Annotated in this window: 16 protein-coding genes; 7 read left to right on the top strand and 9 right to left on the bottom strand. The window is 62.3% G+C overall.

Annotation, left to right across the window (positions count from 1 at the left end):
- Positions 1-373 precede the first annotated feature (373 nt).
- The 3 genes from HWY05_RS32015 to asnB all read left to right on the top strand — a co-directional run bounded on the left by HWY05_RS32015 (position 374) and on the right by asnB (position 4316).
- Positions 374-1435, top strand: a complete 1062-nt coding sequence (locus HWY05_RS32015) for an isocyanide synthase family protein (RefSeq protein WP_176060846.1) — start codon at positions 374-376, stop codon at positions 1433-1435.
- Entirely contained in the window at positions 1432-2325 is an 894-nt protein-coding gene (locus HWY05_RS32010; protein ID WP_176060845.1) for a TauD/TfdA family dioxygenase, read from the top strand. Before HWY05_RS32015 ends, HWY05_RS32010 begins: the two co-directional genes overlap by 4 nt.
- 122 nt (positions 2326-2447) lie before the next feature.
- The gene (asnB, locus tag HWY05_RS32005; RefSeq protein WP_176060844.1) at positions 2448-4316 is read left to right on the top strand and encodes an asparagine synthase (glutamine-hydrolyzing); all 1869 of its coding nucleotides are present in this window, start codon (positions 2448-2450) and stop codon (positions 4314-4316) included.
- On the opposite strand, the gene HWY05_RS32000 is transcribed toward asnB, so the two are convergent.
- The 5 genes from HWY05_RS32000 to HWY05_RS31980 all read right to left on the bottom strand — a co-directional run bounded on the left by HWY05_RS32000 (position 4283) and on the right by HWY05_RS31980 (position 9750).
- Positions 4283-5257, bottom strand: a complete 975-nt coding sequence (locus tag HWY05_RS32000) for a LysR family transcriptional regulator (RefSeq protein WP_176060904.1) — start codon at positions 5255-5257, stop codon at positions 4283-4285. The genes asnB and HWY05_RS32000 overlap by 34 nt on opposite strands.
- Before the next feature lie 385 nt (positions 5258-5642).
- On the bottom strand, positions 5643-6461 hold the full coding sequence (locus tag HWY05_RS31995; protein WP_176060843.1) for an ABC transporter permease subunit: 819 nt from the start codon (positions 6459-6461) through the stop codon (positions 5643-5645).
- Positions 6461-7393, bottom strand: a complete 933-nt coding sequence (locus HWY05_RS31990; protein ID WP_176060842.1) for an ABC transporter permease subunit — start codon at positions 7391-7393, stop codon at positions 6461-6463. The genes HWY05_RS31995 and HWY05_RS31990 overlap by 1 nt, the downstream gene beginning before the upstream one ends.
- Positions 7390-8502: a polyamine ABC transporter ATP-binding protein gene (gene potA / locus HWY05_RS31985; RefSeq protein ID WP_244146761.1), complete on the bottom strand. Its 1113-nt coding sequence runs from the start codon at positions 8500-8502 to the stop codon at positions 7390-7392. The genes HWY05_RS31990 and potA overlap by 4 nt, the downstream gene beginning before the upstream one ends.
- Before the next feature lie 147 nt (positions 8503-8649).
- Positions 8650-9750, bottom strand: a complete 1101-nt coding sequence (locus HWY05_RS31980; protein ID WP_035545938.1) for a polyamine ABC transporter substrate-binding protein — start codon at positions 9748-9750, stop codon at positions 8650-8652.
- A 502-nt stretch (positions 9751-10252) separates the two neighbouring features.
- Here HWY05_RS31980 and HWY05_RS31975 point away from each other — a divergent pair.
- From HWY05_RS31975 to HWY05_RS31965, 3 genes are all read left to right on the top strand, one after another.
- On the top strand, positions 10253-11557 hold the full coding sequence (locus HWY05_RS31975; RefSeq protein WP_176060840.1) for an Nramp family divalent metal transporter: 1305 nt from the start codon (positions 10253-10255) through the stop codon (positions 11555-11557).
- 211 nt (positions 11558-11768) lie between these two features.
- Positions 11769-13031 carry a phospholipase A gene (locus tag HWY05_RS31970; RefSeq protein WP_244146754.1) on the top strand — a complete coding sequence of 421 codons (1263 nt, stop codon included), beginning with the start codon at positions 11769-11771 and terminating at the stop codon, positions 13029-13031.
- Positions 13032-13177: 146 nt separating this feature from the next.
- Entirely contained in the window at positions 13178-13381 is a 204-nt protein-coding gene (locus HWY05_RS31965; protein WP_035545942.1) for a DUF1289 domain-containing protein, read from the top strand.
- Positions 13382-13470: 89 nt separating this feature from the next.
- Here HWY05_RS31965 and HWY05_RS31960 read toward each other — a convergent pair whose 3' ends face one another.
- The 4 genes from HWY05_RS31960 to HWY05_RS31945 all read right to left on the bottom strand — a co-directional run bounded on the left by HWY05_RS31960 (position 13471) and on the right by HWY05_RS31945 (position 18272).
- Positions 13471-14127, bottom strand: coding sequence for an OmpW family outer membrane protein (locus tag HWY05_RS31960; RefSeq protein ID WP_035545945.1), 657 nt, complete (start codon positions 14125-14127; stop codon positions 13471-13473).
- 69 nt (positions 14128-14196) lie between these two features.
- Positions 14197-15387, bottom strand: coding sequence for a nitronate monooxygenase family protein (locus HWY05_RS31955; protein WP_035545947.1), 1191 nt, complete (start codon positions 15385-15387; stop codon positions 14197-14199).
- A 222-nt stretch (positions 15388-15609) separates the two neighbouring features.
- Positions 15610-17202: an ABC-F family ATPase gene (locus HWY05_RS31950; protein ID WP_176060839.1), complete on the bottom strand. Its 1593-nt coding sequence runs from the start codon at positions 17200-17202 to the stop codon at positions 15610-15612.
- An 83-nt stretch (positions 17203-17285) separates the two neighbouring features.
- On the bottom strand, positions 17286-18272 hold the full coding sequence (locus HWY05_RS31945; RefSeq protein ID WP_244146753.1) for an NAD(P)-dependent oxidoreductase: 987 nt from the start codon (positions 18270-18272) through the stop codon (positions 17286-17288).
- A gap of 173 nt (positions 18273-18445) precedes the next feature.
- Here HWY05_RS31945 and HWY05_RS31940 point away from each other — a divergent pair, with 173 nt between their 5' ends.
- Complete coding sequence (locus HWY05_RS31940) at positions 18446-18652, top strand: dodecin (protein ID WP_035545955.1); 207 nt, start codon at positions 18446-18448, stop codon at positions 18650-18652.
- Positions 18653-18777: the final 125 nt, after the last annotated feature.

Genomic DNA, 18777 nt, shown 5'->3' with positions numbered 1-18777 from the left:
CAGGCAAACCGTTCTGACGAGCGCATTGCGCGAGGCAGGATGTATGACGGCTTTGTCACTGCCGCCGAGTGTGCGAGGGCACGGATTCCAGATGCACCACTACCGGTGGTAAACCACCAAACCCACTTATGAGCTGGCGGTGTGAGCCGCTTTCTTTTGCCTACTTTTCTTTGCGGCAGGCAAAGAAAAGTAGGTGCCCCCCGCACAGGGGGATCGCTAATAGACCACCGTGAATTCAAGGAAAGGCCAACACAAAAAAAACCAACACCCCAAAAATCCCCCAAACACACCTTTCAACAAAACCCCCTTTATCCCCCACCCCGCAAAAAATAAACTCCCCTACACCAGCCCCCACCGAAGGTCGCAAAACCCCATGCCCCACGACCAGAACCTCCAAACCTCCCTCTTAATCCTCGAAGAGATAACCCACATCCACCGCCACCACCCAGGACAAAAAACCGCATCCGAAACACAACACGACAACGAAATACTCACCAGCACCCACCTACCCAAAATCCTCTCCTTCGTCGAAGCCAACCAACCCATCGAATTCGTACTACCCGCCTTCCCGTCGAAATCCCCCAACCCCGCGAAAGTACTCGGCCGCCTCCCCGACATGGCGGAAAAGCTCTCGCTCTCCTTCCTCAATACGTTCTGCCAGCGCATTCAACGCCACCACCCGCCCGGCGCCAAAATAAAAATCTGCTCGGACGGCCGCGTCTTCGGCGATCTGATTCGAGTCGACGATCACGACATCAGCGCTTATCAGAAGACCTTGCAACACATCATCGCCGACTGCCGCGCAGACCATCTCACCCTCTTCAACCTGGAACACATCAGCCCACACGCCACCAGCGCCACAAACTTCAATGAAATGCGCGAACGGCTAGTCGACGAATACGCCGACCCGATCGACACGATCAAACAGAAACTCATCGACGATCCAGCGGGTACGCAGCTCTATCGCGCCATCACCCGCTTCCTGTTCGAAGACGGCCTGACGGCTCACTATCGTGGCTCCCGAACCGCTCTGCAGAAAGACGCCAAAACTCGCGCGCTCGGCGTGATTCAACGCAGTTGGGCATGGGGCGCGCTGCTCGGCGACCGGTTCCCGGACGCGATCCGTCTGTCGATCCATCCGCAGCCGGCAGCCAGCCCAAAGATCGGTATTCACCTGATGCCGACGCACGACAACTGGCTAACGCCGTGGCACGGCGTTGCAGTCGAACGCAAAGGACAGTTCACGCTGATGAAACGCCGCGACGCCGAGCGGCTAGGTGGCCGCATCGTGATGCACGATCAGCAACCGAGCCACTATCGGATCGATCCGTCGCATCCCGCCAATCGCTATCCTCCCGTGCCCACAAACAGCCGTCGCCATCCGGCATGGGCGCGCGCTAACGTCATCCTGACGGCCAAGCCGGAGGTTCAATGAACGACCTCTTCGTCCAACGATCGCTGACCCTCGAACCGTTGATCGGCAGCACCGGCAACGCCTGTTCGTTCGGCATCCTCGTGACCTCGCGCCGCGCGGATCTTCACGTCGACGAACTGTGGATCGAATGGCTGCGCGCGCTGGTGCACAGCCATCAACTGGTTGTCGTGCGCGGTTTCGACAGCTTCGACGACGCCGACAGCCTGACCCGTTTCTGCGCGACGTTCGGCGAAATCATGATGTGGCCATTTGGCGCGGTGCTCGAACTGGTCGAGCATGCCGATCCCCAGGACCATATCTTTGCGAGCGGCTATGTGCCTTTGCATTGGGACGGGATGTATCTGGAAACCGTGCCGGAATACCAGCTATTTCATTGCGTCCGCGCACCGGACGACACGCAAGGCGGACGCACCACGTTTTCGAGCACGACCGAGGCGCTGCGCATCGCGACGCCGCAGGCCCATGCGCTGTGGCGCCGGGCCAGCGGAATCTATCAACGAACGGTCGAGCTCTACAGCGCCACGGTGACGGCGCCCATTGTCGGCCGGCATCCACGGCGCGCGTTTCCGGTGCTGCGGTTTTGCGAACCACCGGTCGACGGCGACAGCACCTTTATCAATCCATCGATCTACGCGTTCGACGGCATCGGCGCACACGAGCGGGAAGCGCTGCTCACCAGTTTGCGGCATGCGCTCTACGATCCGCGCGCGCACTACGCGCACAGATGGCAAACGGGCGATGTCGTGCTGACCGACAACTTCACCTTGCTGCACGGACGCGAACGCTTCGTCAGCCACAGCGGGCGACATCTGCGCCGCGTTCATGTGCATAGCGAGCCACCGCTGGACAACCCGCATCTATCGAAACCGCCGCGTGACGCAGCCGTCTGAGCCGCTTCTTCAGCGGTGCAAAAGACATGGCGTCGATAAGCGGAGACGATTACTTCGACAGGCTGCGCAACGGCCGCGTCTAAATCGTCCCATTCCTACTCGTTCAACTCAAGGGAGCTACCATGTGCGGGATCGCTGGATGGGTCGACTTCGAACGCGACTTGCGGTGCACCGCGGCCATCGTCGACGGGATGACCGACAGCCTGGCTCATCGCGGCCCGGACGGGCGAGGCCTGTGGCTCGATACACACGTGGCGCTGGGACACCGGCGGCTCGCGATCATCGATCCCGCACACGGCGCGCAACCCATGTGCAGCCCCGCGTACGATACGCGCGGCCTGCCTCGCGCGGTGATCTGCTACGGCGGAGAAACCTACAACTTTCGCGAGCTGCGGGCCGAACTCGGCGCGCTCGGCCACCGCTTTGATACACGGTGCGATACCGAAGTCGTGCTGCACGCGTATCTGCAGTGGGGCGCGCAGTTCGTCGAACGCCTGAACGGAATGTATGCGATTGCGCTGTGGGATACGGTGCGGCACGAGCTTCTGCTTGTGCGTGATCGCCTCGGCGTGAAGCCGTTGTTCTACTATCCGACGGCACACGGCGTGATCTTCGGTTCCGAACCGAAAGCGATTCTCGCCCACCCCGACGTGCGGGCACGCACCTCGTCCGAAGGGCTCTGCGACGCACTCCTCTTTCTGCGCACACCGGGACGGGTGCCGCTCTCCGGCATGCGTGAGCTGAAGCCGGGCCACCTGCTGCGGGTGCGGCGCGGGCGCATCGTGGAGGAGCGCTACTGGGCGCTGGAGGCGCGCGCGCACACCGACGATCTGCCGACGACCATCGCGACGCTGCGCGCGTTGCTCGACGACATCGTGTCGCACCAGATGATCGCCGATGTGCCGCTGTGCGCGCTGCTGTCCGGCGGCGTGGATTCGAGTACCGTCGCGGCACTTGCGCAGAAACACCGCAACGCGTCCGGCGGCGGCCGGCTCCCGACCTTCTGCGTCGACTTCACCGGGCACACTCAACACTTTCGGGCCGACCCGGTTCGTCCGACGGCCGACGCGCCGTTCGCCCGCGAAGTCGCGCGGCATATTGGCAGCGACCATCACACGATCGAGCTGAACGATGCCGCGCTGCTCGATCCTCAGGTGCGCGAAGCGGTGCTGCGCGCGTGGGATCTACCGTTCAACTTCGCCGACCTCGATGTGTCGCTGCATCAGTTGTTCGCCGAAATACGCCGGCACGCGACCGTCGCGCTATCGGGTGAAGCCGCCGACGAAATTTTCGGCGGTTACCTGTGGTTTACCGATCCGGCCGCGCGCCGCGCGCACACTTTTCCGTGGCTCAAGCTCGGCGCGCATCGCGGCCTCGATCCCCGCGCGCTGTTTCGCGCGGATTTCATCGACGCACTAAAACTCGACGAATACGAAGCCGATCTCTATCGCGCGGCTCTCGCGGAAGTGCCGCGCCTTGCCGGAGAGAGCCCGGAACAGCGACGCACGCGCGAGGTGAGCTATCTGACGCTGACGCGCTGGCTGCCGCTGCTGCTCGACAAGAAAGACCGCATGGGCATGGCCAACGCGATCGAAGGACGGGTGCCGTTCTGCGATCACCGGCTCGTCGAGTACGCCTTCAACATTCCGTGGGCGATGAAGACCTTCGACGGCCGCGACAAAGCGCTGCTGCGGGCTGCCGCGGACGATCTACTCCCTGAATCGGTATTGCGCCGCAAGAAGGCGGCTTATCCGTCGATCCAGACGCCCGCCTACGACCGCGGCCTCATCGCCCGTCTGAACACCGCGCTCGATGACCCACGCGCGCCGCTGCAGCCCTTTATCGACCGGGACGCGTTAAACAGGTTCGCGACGCGCATCACGGCCGGCGGCCTTGCCGAACTGGAACGGATTCTGGTGGAGTCGACGACCCGGCTCAATAGCTGGCTCGCGCTGTATCAGGTCGACCTCGACGGCGTACCGGCGGGTTGATTTTTTGCATCGACACCAGAACCGACTCGATGGATGCGATCCAGATCCGACAGATACGTCTGCACGGCATCGAGAAACAGACGCTCCCGGATCGACGCATGGCGGGCGGCGGTACGAAACGCATAGATGCCCCCTGGCGGTGTAGTCCAGGCCGGCAGCAACCGGCACAGACGCCCTTCGCGCAGGTCTTTGGCGACGAGATAGTCGGGGAACACGCCGACGCCGGCGCCTGCCAGTACCAGTTGAAGGGCGAGCAGGACGCTTTGTACTTTGAGGCGTCCATTGGTGGCAATGCGGGCGGACTGCCCGTCGTTGACGAACAGCGAATAACCCGAATTGGCCTGACCGTCGTGCGTGATCCAGTGCGCGCCGGGCATATCATTCGGATGACATGGCGCGGCGTGTTGCCGCGCGAAGTCGGGCGACGCAACGAGAAATTGCTCGAAGGAGCCGAGCGATTTCATGCGAAAGCCTTTCTTTTTAGGCCAGCCGGTTTGGAAGGCGAGATCGATGCGTTGCCCGATCAGATCGACGTCCAGGTCATTGCAGAGAACTTCCACATCGATATGCGGATATTGATTAACGAACAGGGCGACGACGCGACTCAGCAGCGCCGTGGCGAACGCGCTGGGCGCCGCGACGCGCAGCAGCCCGGCTGATTTGTGGCGGAGTTTCCGGATGCTGCCGACGGTTTCCTGCAGATGGCTGACGAATTCCTGTGCTGCGAGGTAGAGGGTCAGTCCGGCATCGGTGGGGGCGATTTTGCGGGTACTACGGAGGACGAGTTGGGTATCGATTTCCGTTTCGAGGCGACTGAGATATTCGCTCACGAGCGATTTAGAGATGCAGAGACGCTCCGCCGCAGCGGTAAAACTCCCGTGTTCGACGACGGCGACAAAGACGCGAAGATAATTCAGATTCCTGATTCCCCCCTCGCCCATACGCACCTCGTCGATGTCAAAGAAAACCGGATCAAACTGATAAAAGATTGACCCCGACATCAAGCAAGCGTTGCAAACCGTACCGCCACAATTCGCCGCACCGGTCAAAGAAAACCACGACGGCGCGCGCAGCGCCGCCGGAAGAATGACTGCTGTGCCACAAGAGCGGAATGTGTGAGGGCACGGATTCCAGATGAGCCACTACCGTGACTGTGCGGGGGACCCGCTTAAGGATTAGCGGTGTGAGCGGCTTTCTCTTGCCTACTTCTCTTTGCCGCGGCAAAGAGAAGTAGGTGCCCCCCGCACAGGGGGAACGCTAATAGACCACCGTGAAATCAAGGAGAGGCCAACACCCCACGATCACAGCCCCAAAGCCCCGCAAAGGCTAAACCGCCATAACAGCCTTCTTCCTCTCAGCCCGCTGCATAAGATAGTTAGCGACAACAACCCCAACCGTAACCACAGCAATAAACAGAGTAGCCAGCGCATTCATCTCAGGATTAAGCCCAAGCCGAACCCGCGAAAAAACGACGAGAGGCAAGGTAGTCGACCCAGGCCCGGACAAGAAAGCAGACAGCACGAGATCATCGATCGAGAGAGTGAAGGACAGCAACCACCCGGAAACGAGTGCCTGAGAGATCAACGGCAGGGTAATAAAAAAGAACACCCGAATCGGCGTAGCCCCAAGATCAAGCGCGGCCTCTTCGAGAGAGGGATGCAACTCCTTAACCCGCGACTGCACGATGATCGCGACATAGGAGATACACAGCATGACATGGCCGATCCAGATGGTGAAGACCCCGCGCCCGGCGGGCCACCCCAACCACTTGGCCATCTCGATGAACAGCAACAACAGCGAGATACCCTGAATGACTTCAGGAATAACCAGAGGCGCATTGATCATCCCGGTATAGAGCGTAAACCCACGAAACCGCCCCATACGGGCCAACACAAACCCAGCCCAGGTGCCAATAACCACCGAAGCAAACGCCGTCATCAAAGCCACCCGCAACGACAACCACGCCGCCGCGATCAGTTCATCGTCCTGCAACAAAGCCGCATACCACCGCGTAGAAAACCGCGTCCAGACGGTGACCAACTGCGACTCATTGAACGAATAGACGACAAGACTAACAATCGGAATATACAAAAACAGAAACCCAATCCCGAGGAACACAAACTGCAAAATCCGGTTCGGCTTCATCAGCGCCTTTCCTCCATCGCCTTCGCCTGCGCGTATTGGAAGAACGCCATCGGCACCAGCAGCAACAACACCATCGCACACGTCACAGCGGACGCCATCGGCCAATCGGCATTGTCGAAGAACTCATTCCACATCACTCGCCCGATCATCAGCGTGTTCGCGCCACCGAGCAGTTCAGGAATCACATACTCCCCCACCGCCGGAATGAACACCAGCAAACAGCCCGCGATAATCCCGTTCTTCGACAGCGGCAAGGTAATCTGCCAGAACGCCTTCCACGGCTTCGCGCCGAGATCGTAGGCCGCCTCGAGCAGCGTCATGTCCATCTTCACCAGATGCGCGTACAGCGGCATGACGAGAAATGGCAGATACGAATACACCATGCCGATGTAGACAGCCGTATTCGTGTGATACAGCTCGATCGGCGAATGAATCAGGCCGATCGACATCAGGAAGTTATTCAGCAAACCGTTGTTCTTCAGAATCCCGATCCACGCATACACGCGAATCAGAAACGACGTCCAGAACGGCAACATCACGGCCATCATCAGCAGGTTGCGGCTCGCCGGATTCGATCGCGCGATGTAATACGCCATCGGATAACCGATCAGCAGACACAGCAAGGTCGAGATCGCGGCGACCACCACCGAATTCACATAGGTCGCGAAATACAGGCTGTCCGTCAGCAGAAACGCGTAATGCGACAGGTCGAGCGTGATATGAACCGCGCCATCCGCGAAAGTGCTCAGCTCCGTATAGGGCGGAATGCCGAGTTGCAGATCGGCGAAGCTGATCTTCACCACCAGCAGGAACGGCACGAGGAAAAACAGCAGCAGCCAGATGAACGGCCCGGCCACCACCGCGGTGCGGCCGGTCAGATTGAAACGCCGCACCGGCCAGTTGGCGAGGGAACTGAACGAGGCGCGCTTCATGACGTCAGCACCACACCGGCCGACGCGCTCCAGCGCACGTACACTTCGTCGCCCCACGTGGGCGTGTCGATCTCGGTCAACGCGAGACTAGTCACGTTCGCGATCACCGTTTTGCCGGCTTCGAGCTTGACGTGATAGAGCGAGTAGCCGCCCATATAAGCGATATTCGTGACGACGCCCTTGCCCCAGTTGTACGCGCCCTCGGGCGGCTTGCGCGTCAGCGCGATCCGTTCGGGCCGCACCGAGATGGTCACCGGCATGCCGAGCGGGCCGGTAATGCCGTGGTTCACATACAGACGGCACGGCAGATCCGGCGTGTCGATAAACACGTGATCGGGTTCGTCTTCGACGACATGGCCGTCGAACAGATTGGTCGAGCCGATAAACTCCGCCGAAAAGCGCGTGTTCGGATACTCGTACACCTCATGCGGCGTGCCGAGCTGGATGATCTCGCCTTCGCTCATCACGGCGAGGCGGCTGGCCATGGTCATCGCCTCTTCCTGATCGTGCGTGACCATCATGCAGGTCACGCCGACCTTGTCGAGAATGTTGACCAGTTCGATCTGCGTGCGCTGACGGATCTGCTTGTCGAGCGCGGACATCGGCTCGTCGAGCAGCAGCAGCTTGGGCCGCTTGACCAGCGAGCGCGCCAACGCCACGCGCTGTTGCTGGCCACCCGACAGTTGATTCGGCTTGCGCTTCGCGAAGCGGCCCATCTGCACGAGATCGAGCGCGCTCTGCACGCGGTCTTTCAGTTCGGCCTTCGGCACGCCTTCCTGCTTCAGACCGAAGGCGACGTTCGTCTCCACGTTCATGTGCGGAAACAGCGCGTACGACTGGAACATCATGTTGACCGGCCGGCGGTACGGCGGCAATTGCGCGAGGTCTTCGCCGTCGATCAGGATCTTGCCCGACGTAATGGTTTCGAGCCCGGCGAGCATGCGCAGCAAGGTCGACTTGCCGCAACCGGAACTGCCGAGCAGCGCGAACAGTTCGCCCTTCTTCACCGACAGGTTGACCCCTTTGACCGCCACGGATTCGCCGAACTTCTTGACGACATCGACGATCTGGACGAACTGGTCCGCGGCGTCGCCCGACACGGCGCTCATACTGAGGGACGGCGCGGCATTCCCCGCCGCTGCGCCCGACTGATCACTACTCATCACAATGCTTGACTCCGGCGTTTAACGTACAAAGCCCCCGGTGGATACCGAGGGCTTCATGATGATGCATTACCCGTTCACATTGACGGCGTTTTAGCGGCCGGACTTGAATTCAGTCCACAGCCGCGTTTGCAGACGCTGGATTTCCGGCGGCAGCGGCTTCAGCAGGAACAGGGTCTTGATGACTTCCGGCGACGGATACACGGCCGGGTCGTTCGCCACGTCCTTATCCACGTACTTGCGCGCTTCGAGGTTGGCGCTCGGGTAGTAGACGGCGTTGGTGATCGCGGCGTGCACCTGCGGCGTTTCGATGTAGTTGATCCACTCGAGCGCGGCTTCCTTGTTCTTCGCGTCTTTCGGAATCGCCATCACGTCGAACCACACCGGCGCGCCGCCCTTCGGAATGTAGTACTCGATCCTGAACGCCTTCTTCGCTTCGACCGCGCGATGCTTGGCGATCACGACGTCGCCCGACCAGCCGTACGCGAAGCACACGTCGCCGCCGACCAGGTCGTTGATATAGCCCGACGAATTGAACTGCGTGATGTACGGACGGATCTTCTTCATCATCTCGAGCGCGGCGCGATAGTCGGCCGGGTTCGTGCTCATCGGATCTTTACCGATGTAGTGCAGCGCGGCGGCGAACATCTGGTCCGGCGCGTCGAGCACGGACACGCCGCAAGCCTTCAGCTTCGAGATGTTTTCGGGTTTGAAGAGCACGTCCCAGCTATCCAGCGGCACGTTCTTGCCGAGAATCTGCTGCGCCTTCGTGACGTTGTAGCCAAGGCCGGTCGTGCCGTACGCCCAGGGCACCGTGTACTTGTTGCCCGGATCCGCGCCGGCTACGAGCGCCATCAGCGACGGGTCGAGGTATTTGAGGTTCGGCAGTTTCGATTTGTCGAGCGGGGCGAAGATGCCCGCAGCAATCTGCTTGCCGGCGTAATTGCTGGTCGGCACGACGATGTCGTAGCCGGAATTGCCGGTGAGGAGCTTGGCTTGCAGCGTGTCGTCGCTGTCGTAGTTGTCGTACTTGACCTGAACGCCGGTCTGCTTGCTGAAGTTCGGAATGGTGTCCTTGGCGATGTAATCGGACCAGTTATACACGTTCAACTGCGTATCTTTCGCAGCGGCCGTCAACCACGGCGTTGCGCACAAGACCAGCGCCGCCACCTGCCCCACTACCCGTCTTTTCATTCCGTTCTCCGATCCTGACCGGCCTGAGCCGACCGTCATCTCTCACGCCGCGGCACCGCGCGCACGGCTCCCCTGAAAAACCCGAAAACTACCATTAATTATTGCGCGCTCCAAAAAAAATCCCGGGCTGTCGCGCAAACGGTACAGCGCAAGCCGTACCGCTGGAAAATTGGCCGCAATTTTAGCGGGTTATTCGCGCCTGTCTACCCGAAAAAAACACCGTCGGCCGGGCGCTGTCAGCTTGTTGTCAAACTGGCGCTTCCGGCCTGCGCCGCGCGCGGATCGGCAGCGGCGAGGCACGGCCGTTTTGCGCGAATCCTATGCTGTCCGGCTAACGTTGCGGCCAGCGTCAGCCGCGGCGCGTACGACGGTGCACAATAGCTGACGAAGCGTCGAAGCGCAGCGCACCGCGCGATGTGCGCTCCGGCAGGATCGCGTCGCGTGCCGCCAGCGAACGGGCACGTGGCTTGCACAGGCATGCAGTCTTGAACCTCGGGTATCGATGAACACCAATCCGTCCGCATTGCGTCCAAACCGCCGCCGGCGTCTGCCGGGCGATGGGCCGGTACGTCCCGCTCACTGGTTCTCTTTCGTCGGCGCGGGCGCGCTGATCGCGGTCGGCTATATCGATCCGGGCAACTGGGCCACCGCGCTGGGCGCCGGCGCGGGCTACGGCTACCAGTTGCTCAGTATTGTGCTGCTGGCCAGTCTGATCGGCATGCTGATGCAATGGCTGTCGTCGCGCCTTGGCGTGGTGACCGGGCGCGACCTCGCGCAGATCTGCCGCGAACGCTCGAGCCCGCGCGGCACGCTGTTGCTCTGGCTGACCAGCGAGATCGCGATCATTGCCTGCGACGTCGCCGAGGTGGTGGGCAGCGCCGTGGCGTTGCAACTGCTGCTCGGCGTCTCGCTGACGGTCGGCGTGCTGATGTCGGCGGTCTGCACGTTCGCGTTGCTCGCGATTCAGCAGAAAGGCGGCCGCAAACTCGAAGCGGTGATCGCCGCACTGATTGGTTTCGTCGGGCTGTGCTTCGTGGTCGAACTGGCGCTCGCGCGGCCCGACTGGCATGCCGCGTTAGCCGGCACCGCACCGAGTCTCGAACTGCTGCGCAATGCCGGCATGGTGTGGCTGGCGGCGGGCATCGTCGGCGCGACGGTCATGCCGCATAACCTTTATCTGCATTCGGCGCTCGTCAAGCACCACGCGCCCGACAGCAGCGACGCGCAGATCAAGGCCGCGCTGCACGTAGTCAATCTCGACACCATCGGCTCGCTGAGCTTCGCGTTCGTGATCAACGCGGCGTTGCTGATCGTGGCGGCCGCCGTGTTCTATTCGAGCGGTCATCGCGACGTCACGGATCTCGCGGATGCCCACCGGCTGATCGCGCCGCTCGTCGGCACGCACTGGGCCAGCATTCTGTTCGCAGCGGCGCTGCTGGCGTGCGGGTTGAGCGCCACCGTCACCGGCACGCTGGCGGGTCAGACGGTCATGGAAGGCTTCCTGCAGATCCGCCTGCCGCGCTGGAAGCGCGCGTTGCTGACCCGCGCGCTCGCAATCGGGCCGGCGCTCGTGGCCGTGGGTCTGTTCGGCCAGCATGGCTCGAATCAGTTGCTGGTGGCGAGCCAGGTGGTGTTGAGCCTGCAATTGCCGCTCGCGGTCGTGCCGCTGATCCGCTACACGTCGGATTCGGAACTCATGCGCGGCTGGCACGTGCGCGGCACGCGGCTTGCGTTGGCGTGGTTGTCCGCCGCTTTTATCGTGGTGCTCAACGTCGCGTTGCTGTGGCAGCTGGCGTTGGGCGGCTGACGATCTTTTGTCGCAGGTTGTCGCATCTACCTGGTAATGAAGTGATTTTGTAAGTATTCTCGAATGAGTGGTCGTGACCGGTTTGCTGGCCCTTCGAGGCGGTGCGCCGGTTATGCATCCTGTTTCGACGCGGCTGCCGGGTTTCTACGGCAGCCGTTTTTGTGCCGCCAGCGTCCCACTACCTTGCCGTTTCCCCCTTGGACAATCGCCTATGCGCTTTACCGCCACGCTGCTGTTCCTGCTAATCGCGTGCGCCGCCGGCTGGTCCAGCGACGCCCGCGCGACGGTCGCCATGCTGCAACCGGCCCGCGTGGCCGCGGCGAACGAGCCGCTGCAGATCACTCTGCTCTATTCCGCCGACGACGCCAAACCGCTCACCGTCACCGTCCCGCCGACGCTGCGCGTGACGCTGAGCGCGGCCGAACAGTCGCCCCAGCCGCTCGATCTGCAACGCGAGCCCGGCGTGCCCGATACGCTGCATCTGCAGCCCGGCCAGTTCCGCAAGGTGCGCTTCTCCGCGCCGTGGCCGCAATACGCGCGCGGCGAGGTCCGGATCGACCCGGTGGGCTTCGATGCGTCGCCGGCGCTCGTGGCCATCAATCGCGGGCCGCAGCAGGACGCGATCGCCCAGGCGGAGCGCTCAGAAAGCCACGCCAGCACCCCGGCGCAGGCCGCCGCGACCGCTGCGTTGGTGGACGGTCCAACGGGCGACGCCATGTCGCCACCGGGCGACTCGCTGGCCACGACCGGCCGCAGCGTGCTTTCGCACGTGTCCTACTACGAGCCGATGTACTTCGCCGCCGGCCATAACGGCGACACCAACGCCCGGCTGCAACTGAGCTTCAAATACCGGCTTCGCATCCCCGACGATCTGCGCTCGAAGGCTTTCACCGACAACCTGTATTTCGCGTACACGCAGACTTCGATCTGGGATCTCTCTGCCGATTCGCGGCCGTTCCGCGACACCACCTATTCGCCGCAACTGTTCTACTACGTGCCGGACACCGGCTGGCGCAGTTCCTGGTTCACCCGCATGGGGTTCGCGGCGGGCTTCGCGCATGAATCGAACGGCAAGGCCGGCGCCGACTCGCGCAGCATCAACCTGCCCTTCATCCGGCCGACATGGGAATTCGGCGATCTGACGGCCAACCATCTGACGGTGTCGCCGCGCTTCTACTACTACATCGGCACCAGCAACAACCCCGATATCGCCGACTATCGCGGCTACGTGGACCTGCTGATCAAATACGGCAGCCCGGACGGCTGGCAACTGGCCACCACGCTGCGCAAAGGCACCAAACACTGGTACGGCAGCGTCGATTCGCAATTGACCTACCCGCTCGCGAAACTGCTGGGCAGCGCGTGGGGCGGCTATCTGTGGGTGGGGTATTTCAACGGCTACGGCGAGGACTTGCTGGACTACAACAATCGCCAGCACTGGATGGCGCGGATCGGCTACAGCATCGCGCGTTGAGGTTCAGCCGCGCCGCCGTGTATTGCGGCGGTCCCGCGGATGCTGCCAACCGTACGCGAACCGCGGCCACGCGGCCTGGTTCGGCGAGTCGCGGGCCGCGCATCGGTTAACATAGCGGCACTTCGCTTTTCCGCTCAAGGTTTCCGATGGCTTCGAATCTCCACGATCTTCCCGACAGCCCTTGCATCGGCGTCTGTTCCACACTGTTCGACGACGTCTGCAAAGGCTGCGGCCGCACCGCTACTGAAGTCTCCAACTGGGTGTTCCTGAGCGACGAGGAAAAACGCGCGGTGTGGGTGCGTATCGAGCAGGAAGGAACCGCCATGCGGTTCAGGAACGACAAGCTGTAGGCTGCCGCGTCGGCGTGACGGCAACCTGCCGTCACGCGTTCGCGGCAAAAGTCCGCAGCAAAAGTCCGCAGCGAACTTCGCGGCAAAAATCAGAAGCGCATCCCGACGCCCAGTCCCACTACCACCGGATCGATATTCAAGCGTCCGAGCGACTGACCGCCGAGCGACGCGTCCGTGTGCATCCAGATCTTCTTGATGTCGGCATTGACGAACAGCGACCTGGTCACCTGCACGTCCACGCCGGCCTGCAGCGCCGGGCCGAAGCTGTGATTGGTGACCGAAATCGGCGCTGCGCCGGCATGCAAACCGTCGTTATAGAACAGCGTGTAGTTGATACCCGCGCCGACATACGGACGGATCTTGCCCGCGTGGTTGAAGTGATATTGCAGCAGCAGCGTGGGCGGCAACACGTTCACGCCGCCCAGGTTGCCGAGGCTCGACGTCAACTGATGCCGCGACGTGCCGAGAATCAGCTCGACGCCCAGGTAGTCGCGGATCATGTAGGTGAAATCCAGTTCCGGCACGATTGCGTTGTTGACGCCCACGTTGAGCGCCTTCAGCGACTGGTTCGTGCCCACGTTCGGCATGATGCTGATGGCGCGCAGACGCACCAGCACGTCGCCGGCGTGAATGCCGCTCATCTCGTCGTCGCCGGCGGCATGCGCCTGCGTGGTCATGACGCTTGCGCCAAGCAGGCTCGCCGCGATCGCGAAGGCCCGGATTCTGTTTCTGTGTGAGAGCTTCATCTGCTTCCCCGAATGTTGTTTGCGTGCGGGGATTGTCGAAGTTCTCGCCACAAAACACGTTGATACGCATCAACCGAGCGAAAACGCCCATCGCCCTGCGACAGCTGGTCGCGTTGCGCCCGTCAGCAAAAGCTCGATCAGATCGTGAACGCTGCGAATCGCGGTGCCGAACGGCAACGCTTCGCGGCCGCGAAAGAACAGGCCGTTGGCCACGTCGCCACGCAATGCCGCCGCGAGTCGCGTGTCGATGCAGAAGTGGCCGAACTTCTCGATACCGTCGCGCCAGCCGCACGCGCTGAGGCATTCGAGCGCGGTCGGACACGCGTGTTTGAGCGCGCCGACCCGCTCGCGGATCTTGTTTTCATGGCGCAGATAGCGCATCAGCCAAGGGGTTTTCACCGCGCGCGCGGGCAGCCCCGTCACGCTCACGAATTCGACGATGTCGTCGGGCGTCGCTTCGGCGAGTACGCGCTTGAAATTCGGATGCGCGTCGCCTTCCTCGGTGACGGCGAACGGTGTGCCGAGCTGCACGCCGCTCGCGCCCGCGTTCAGCAGGTCGCGCACGGCCTCGTGACTATTGATGCCGCCCGCGAGAATCAGCGGCACCTCGCGACGTTGCAAGCCGAGCGTCGTGAAGACCGTGTCGAGTTCGTCGAGAATCCGGTGAAAGTCGAAGCGCGGGTCCTGCATGTCGGCCACGTTGTTGACGCCGAGATGGCCGCCCGCATGCGCCGGATGTTCGATCACCACGGCGTCGGGCAAGCGGCCTTTTTTCATCCATTTTTTCAGGATCAGCGCGACGCCGCGGCTGTCCGACAGGATCGGGATCAGCGCGATGTCGTGGCCTTGCGTCATGTCGGGCAGATCGAGCGGCAGGCCCGCGCCCATCACGATCGCGTCGGCGCCGTTCTCGCAGGCGGTGCGCACGTAGTCGGCTTGCGCGCTGACCGCTTTCATCACGTTCACGGCGATCATGCCGCGGCCTTTGCTGAGCGCTTTGGCGGCGTGGATTTCGCGGGCCAGCGCGGTGAGGTTGGCCTGTTCGAGCGTGGCGCGGTCGGGCGACTGGCGGCATTGTTCGACCAGATCGCGATGATGATGCCGCAGGTCGATACTGGCGATGGTGCCTAGCGCGCCTTCACGGGCGACGCTGCCGGCCAGCCGGTGAGCGGAGATGCCGACGCCCATGCCGCCCTGCACGATCGGCAGTAACGAGCGGCCACGGAGAGTGAGCGGAGGGAATGCGTGAGAGGTGAACATGACGGGCCCGATGGCGGATGGTCGAACTGGCGATCATCGTCGGTGCGGGCCGGGAGGCGTTGTTTCAGGTCAAGGCGTGACGGGATGGCGTGGGATGGTGGCGGGGTTTGTTGATGCGGGTCAGGTGTGAGCGTTATTGCGTGGCAAGCGCCCATAAAAAAACCCGCTTCTTCGAAGAGGAAGCGGGTTTTGTCTGGCAGTGCGAGGCGGCGCCGATAAGGCTTACTGCACGCCCTGGCTCACCAGGAAGTCTTCATAGTTGCCACCGAAGTCATTCAAGGTGCCATTCGTCTTCACTTCGATGATCCGGTTCGCCAACCCGCTCACGAACTCACGGTCGTGCGACACGAAAATCAGCGTGCCTTCGAACTTATCGAGCGCGATCTGCAGCGACTCGATCGACTCCATGTCCATGTGGTTGGTCGGCTCGTCCATCAGCAGCACGTTGTGGCGGCCCAGCATCAGCTTGCCCCAGATCATGCGGCCCTTCTCGCCACCCGAGAGCACCTTCACCGACTTGCGGATGTCGTCGGCATTGAACAGCAGCCGGCCGAGCGTGCCGCGCACCATCTGCTCGTCATCGCCTTCCTGACGATAGCCGTCGATCCAGTCCATCAGCGTCAGGTCGTCCGGAAACTCTTCGTACGTATCTTGCGGCATGTAGCCGACATTCGCGTTTTCGGCCCACTTCACCGTGCCGTGATCGAGCGTCAGTTTGCCGAGCAGCGAGCGCAGCAGAGTGGTCTTGCCCGCGCCGTTCTCGCCGATGATCGCGATCCGCTCGCCCGGCTGCACGCTGACGCTGAAGTCGTTGAAAATGGTGCGCTCGTATTTCTTCGAGATCTTCTCCGCCACCACCGCGATGTTATGCAGCTTCTTTTCGTACTCGAAGCGGATAAACGGATTCTGACGCGACGACGGCTTGAATTCCTCGATCTTGATCTTGTCGATCATCTTCATCCGGCTGGTCGCCTGACGCGCCTTCGACTTGTTCGCCGAGAAGCGGCGCACGAAGTCCTGCAGGTCGGCCACGCGTTCCTTCGCCTTCGTGTTGGCGTTCTGCTGACGCTCGCGCGCCTGCGTGCTGGCCAGCATGTAATCGTCGTAATTGCCCGGATAGACCTTCAGCGTGCCGAAGTCCATGTCGGCCATGTGCGTGCAGACCTGGTTCAGAAAGTGACGATCGTGCGAGATGATGATCATCGTCGAGTTGTACTGGTTGAGCACGTCTTCCAGCCAACGGATCGAGTTGATGTCCAGGTTGTTGGTCGGCTCGTCCAGCAGGAGCACGTCGGGCTTCGAGAACAGCGCCTGCGCGAGCAGCACGCGCAGCTTCCAGCCCGGCGCCACCTTGCTCATCGGACCGTTGTGGTCCTCGATCGCGATGCCGATGCCGAGCAGCAGTTCACCCGCGCGCGCTTCGGCGGTGTAGCCGTCGTACTCGGAGAACTTCGCTTCGAGTTCGGCCGCGTGCATGTAGTCGTCGTCGGTCGCATCCGGGTTCGCGTAGATCGCGTCGCGCTCGGTCATGGCGGCCCACATTTCGGCGTGGCCCATCATCACGACGTCGAGCACGCGCACGTCTTCGTACGCGAACTGGTCCTGGCGCAATTTACCGAGGCGGATGTTCGGCTCGAGCATTACGTTGCCGGAGCTCGGTTCCAGGTCGGAACCCAGAATCTTCATGAAGGTCGATTTACCGCAGCCGTTCGCACCAATCAGGCCATAGCGGTTCCCTCCCCCGAATTTGACCGAGATATTCTCGAAGAGGGGCTTTGGCCCGAATTGCATGGTGATATTGGCGGTAGACAGCACGGCGCGTCCCTTTGAATGTGATATCGGCGAAAAACCCAATATTTTAGCAGGTTATCGCGAATTCAACCCGCACGCGCGCCGCGTTACTGTCGCTGGACGCCGCGCGGCGTTTGCAACACGTCGATGAAGGCCGACAGATCGGCCTCGCCGAGCCCCATCGCCGCACCCAGCCGCAGCAATTGCTGGACCGTCGACGACACCGGCATCGGCGTGCCGGTCTCGTACGCGGTCGCGGCCACCGTGTCGATATCTTTCTGAAAGGTCCGGAACGCGCCGATCGGCGCGAGCCCGCCTTGCGTCATGCGCGGCACGAAAATCTGCAGCAGCACGGAGTCGGCCCAGCCGCCGGCGAGGCCTTCGGTGAGCTTGGCGGCGTCGATGCCGCTGCGTTGCGCAAGGCTCACGGCTTCGGCGATCGCCGCGAGCGTGGCGGTGACGATGGTCTGGTTGCACAGCTTGGTGGTCTGGCCCGCGCCGACGTCGCCCATGTGGGTGACGCGCGCCGCGTACGCGCTGAGCAGCGGTTTGACCGCTTCTACGTCGGCCTCGGCGCCGCCGGCCATGATGGCCAGCGTGCCGGCGTTCGCGCCGGCCACACCGCCGGAAACGGGGGCGTCGATCCAGCCGATGCGTTCGTGGAGCGCCTGAGTCGACGCGAGCGCCACCGGGGCGTCGCCGGCCGCGCCTGATGACGCGGCCGCCACCGCGCTCTCGCGAGTCGCCGCACCCGCCGCACGCTGCGCGAAAGCGCGCGTCGCGGCCGGCGGAATGCTGGAGTGATCGACGATCCAGCGCACGCGACTCGGCCCGGACGTCTGAACGGCGCTCAACAATCCGTCTGCGCCGAACACGGTCTCTTCCACCGCCGCTGCATCCGCGACACACAGCAGCACCGTCTCACAGCGCGCCGCCAGTTCGCGCGGCGTATCGACCACGTTCGCGCCGTCCGCGATCAATGCTTCGGCCTTGGCCCGCGTGCGATTCCAGACATGCACGGTATGCCCCGCGCGCAGCAGATGCCGGATCATCGGCGCGCCCATCAGGCCGGGACCGCAAAAACCAATTTCCACGTTCGAACCTCGTCGGCTGTCAGATTGAGTTGCGCGGACATGATAACGGCCGCGCGAAGCCGCCGGATATCGGGCACGCGATGTGCGATATGACTCGCTCATGCGGGTCGATACACGCATGACCCGTTGCCTATACTTTTTGAACACCAACGAAGAGAGAAAGGAGGCAGTCCATGTCCGAACACGTCTACAAGCAGATCGAGCTGACCGGCTCATCGACCAAATCGATCGACGACGCCATCAGCACCGCCATCGCCAAAGCGTCGAAGACGCTGCGCCATCTGCACTGGTTCGAAGTCACGGAAACGCGGGGCCAGATCGAGAACGACAAGGTCGCTTACTGGCAGGTGACCATCAAGGTGGGCTTGCGCATCGATTGAGACGCGTGCACGGTGTGTTGATGTAACCCCGGCGTCAAGGCTGAAGCCGATATCACAGGGCAAAAAAAAAAGCTGCGTCCGTACTGGACGCAGCGCCTTAAAGCAGCGGTTGCTGAGACCGCCGC

Source organism: Paraburkholderia sp. BCC1876 (genome assembly GCF_902833695.1).
Classification (GTDB): Bacteria; Pseudomonadota; Gammaproteobacteria; order Burkholderiales; family Burkholderiaceae; genus Paraburkholderia.
This window is presented reverse-complemented; position numbering and strand designations above follow the sequence as displayed.

What these genes read in the sequence shown, in the direction of transcription:
- HWY05_RS31980 (WP_035545938.1), bottom strand. Translation starts at nt 9,750, where the DNA reads ATGAAAAGACGGGTAGTGGGGCAGGTGGCGGCGCTGGTCTTGTGCGCA.
- HWY05_RS31995 (WP_176060843.1), bottom strand. Translation starts at nt 6,461, where the DNA reads ATGAAGCCGAACCGGATTTTGCAGTTTGTGTTCCTCGGGATTGGGTTT.
- asnB (WP_176060844.1), top strand. Translation starts at nt 2,448, where the DNA reads ATGTGCGGGATCGCTGGATGGGTCGACTTCGAACGCGACTTGCGGTGC.
- HWY05_RS31940 (WP_035545955.1), top strand. Translation starts at nt 18,446, where the DNA reads ATGTCCGAACACGTCTACAAGCAGATCGAGCTGACCGGCTCATCGACC.
- potA (WP_244146761.1), bottom strand. Translation starts at nt 8,502, where the DNA reads ATGAGCGCCGTGTCGGGCGACGCCGCGGACCAGTTCGTCCAGATCGTC.
- HWY05_RS32010 (WP_176060845.1), top strand. Translation starts at nt 1,432, where the DNA reads ATGAACGACCTCTTCGTCCAACGATCGCTGACCCTCGAACCGTTGATC.
- HWY05_RS31975 (WP_176060840.1), top strand. Translation starts at nt 10,253, where the DNA reads ATGAACACCAATCCGTCCGCATTGCGTCCAAACCGCCGCCGGCGTCTG.
- HWY05_RS31960 (WP_035545945.1), bottom strand. Translation starts at nt 14,127, where the DNA reads ATGAAGCTCTCACACAGAAACAGAATCCGGGCCTTCGCGATCGCGGCG.
- HWY05_RS32015 (WP_176060846.1), top strand. Translation starts at nt 374, where the DNA reads ATGCCCCACGACCAGAACCTCCAAACCTCCCTCTTAATCCTCGAAGAG.
- HWY05_RS31990 (WP_176060842.1), bottom strand. Translation starts at nt 7,393, where the DNA reads ATGAAGCGCGCCTCGTTCAGTTCCCTCGCCAACTGGCCGGTGCGGCGT.
- HWY05_RS31965 (WP_035545942.1), top strand. Translation starts at nt 13,178, where the DNA reads ATGGCTTCGAATCTCCACGATCTTCCCGACAGCCCTTGCATCGGCGTC.
- HWY05_RS32000 (WP_176060904.1), bottom strand. Translation starts at nt 5,257, where the DNA reads ATGGGCGAGGGGGGAATCAGGAATCTGAATTATCTTCGCGTCTTTGTC.
- HWY05_RS31970 (WP_244146754.1), top strand. Translation starts at nt 11,769, where the DNA reads ATGCGCTTTACCGCCACGCTGCTGTTCCTGCTAATCGCGTGCGCCGCC.
- HWY05_RS31955 (WP_035545947.1), bottom strand. Translation starts at nt 15,387, where the DNA reads ATGTTCACCTCTCACGCATTCCCTCCGCTCACTCTCCGTGGCCGCTCG.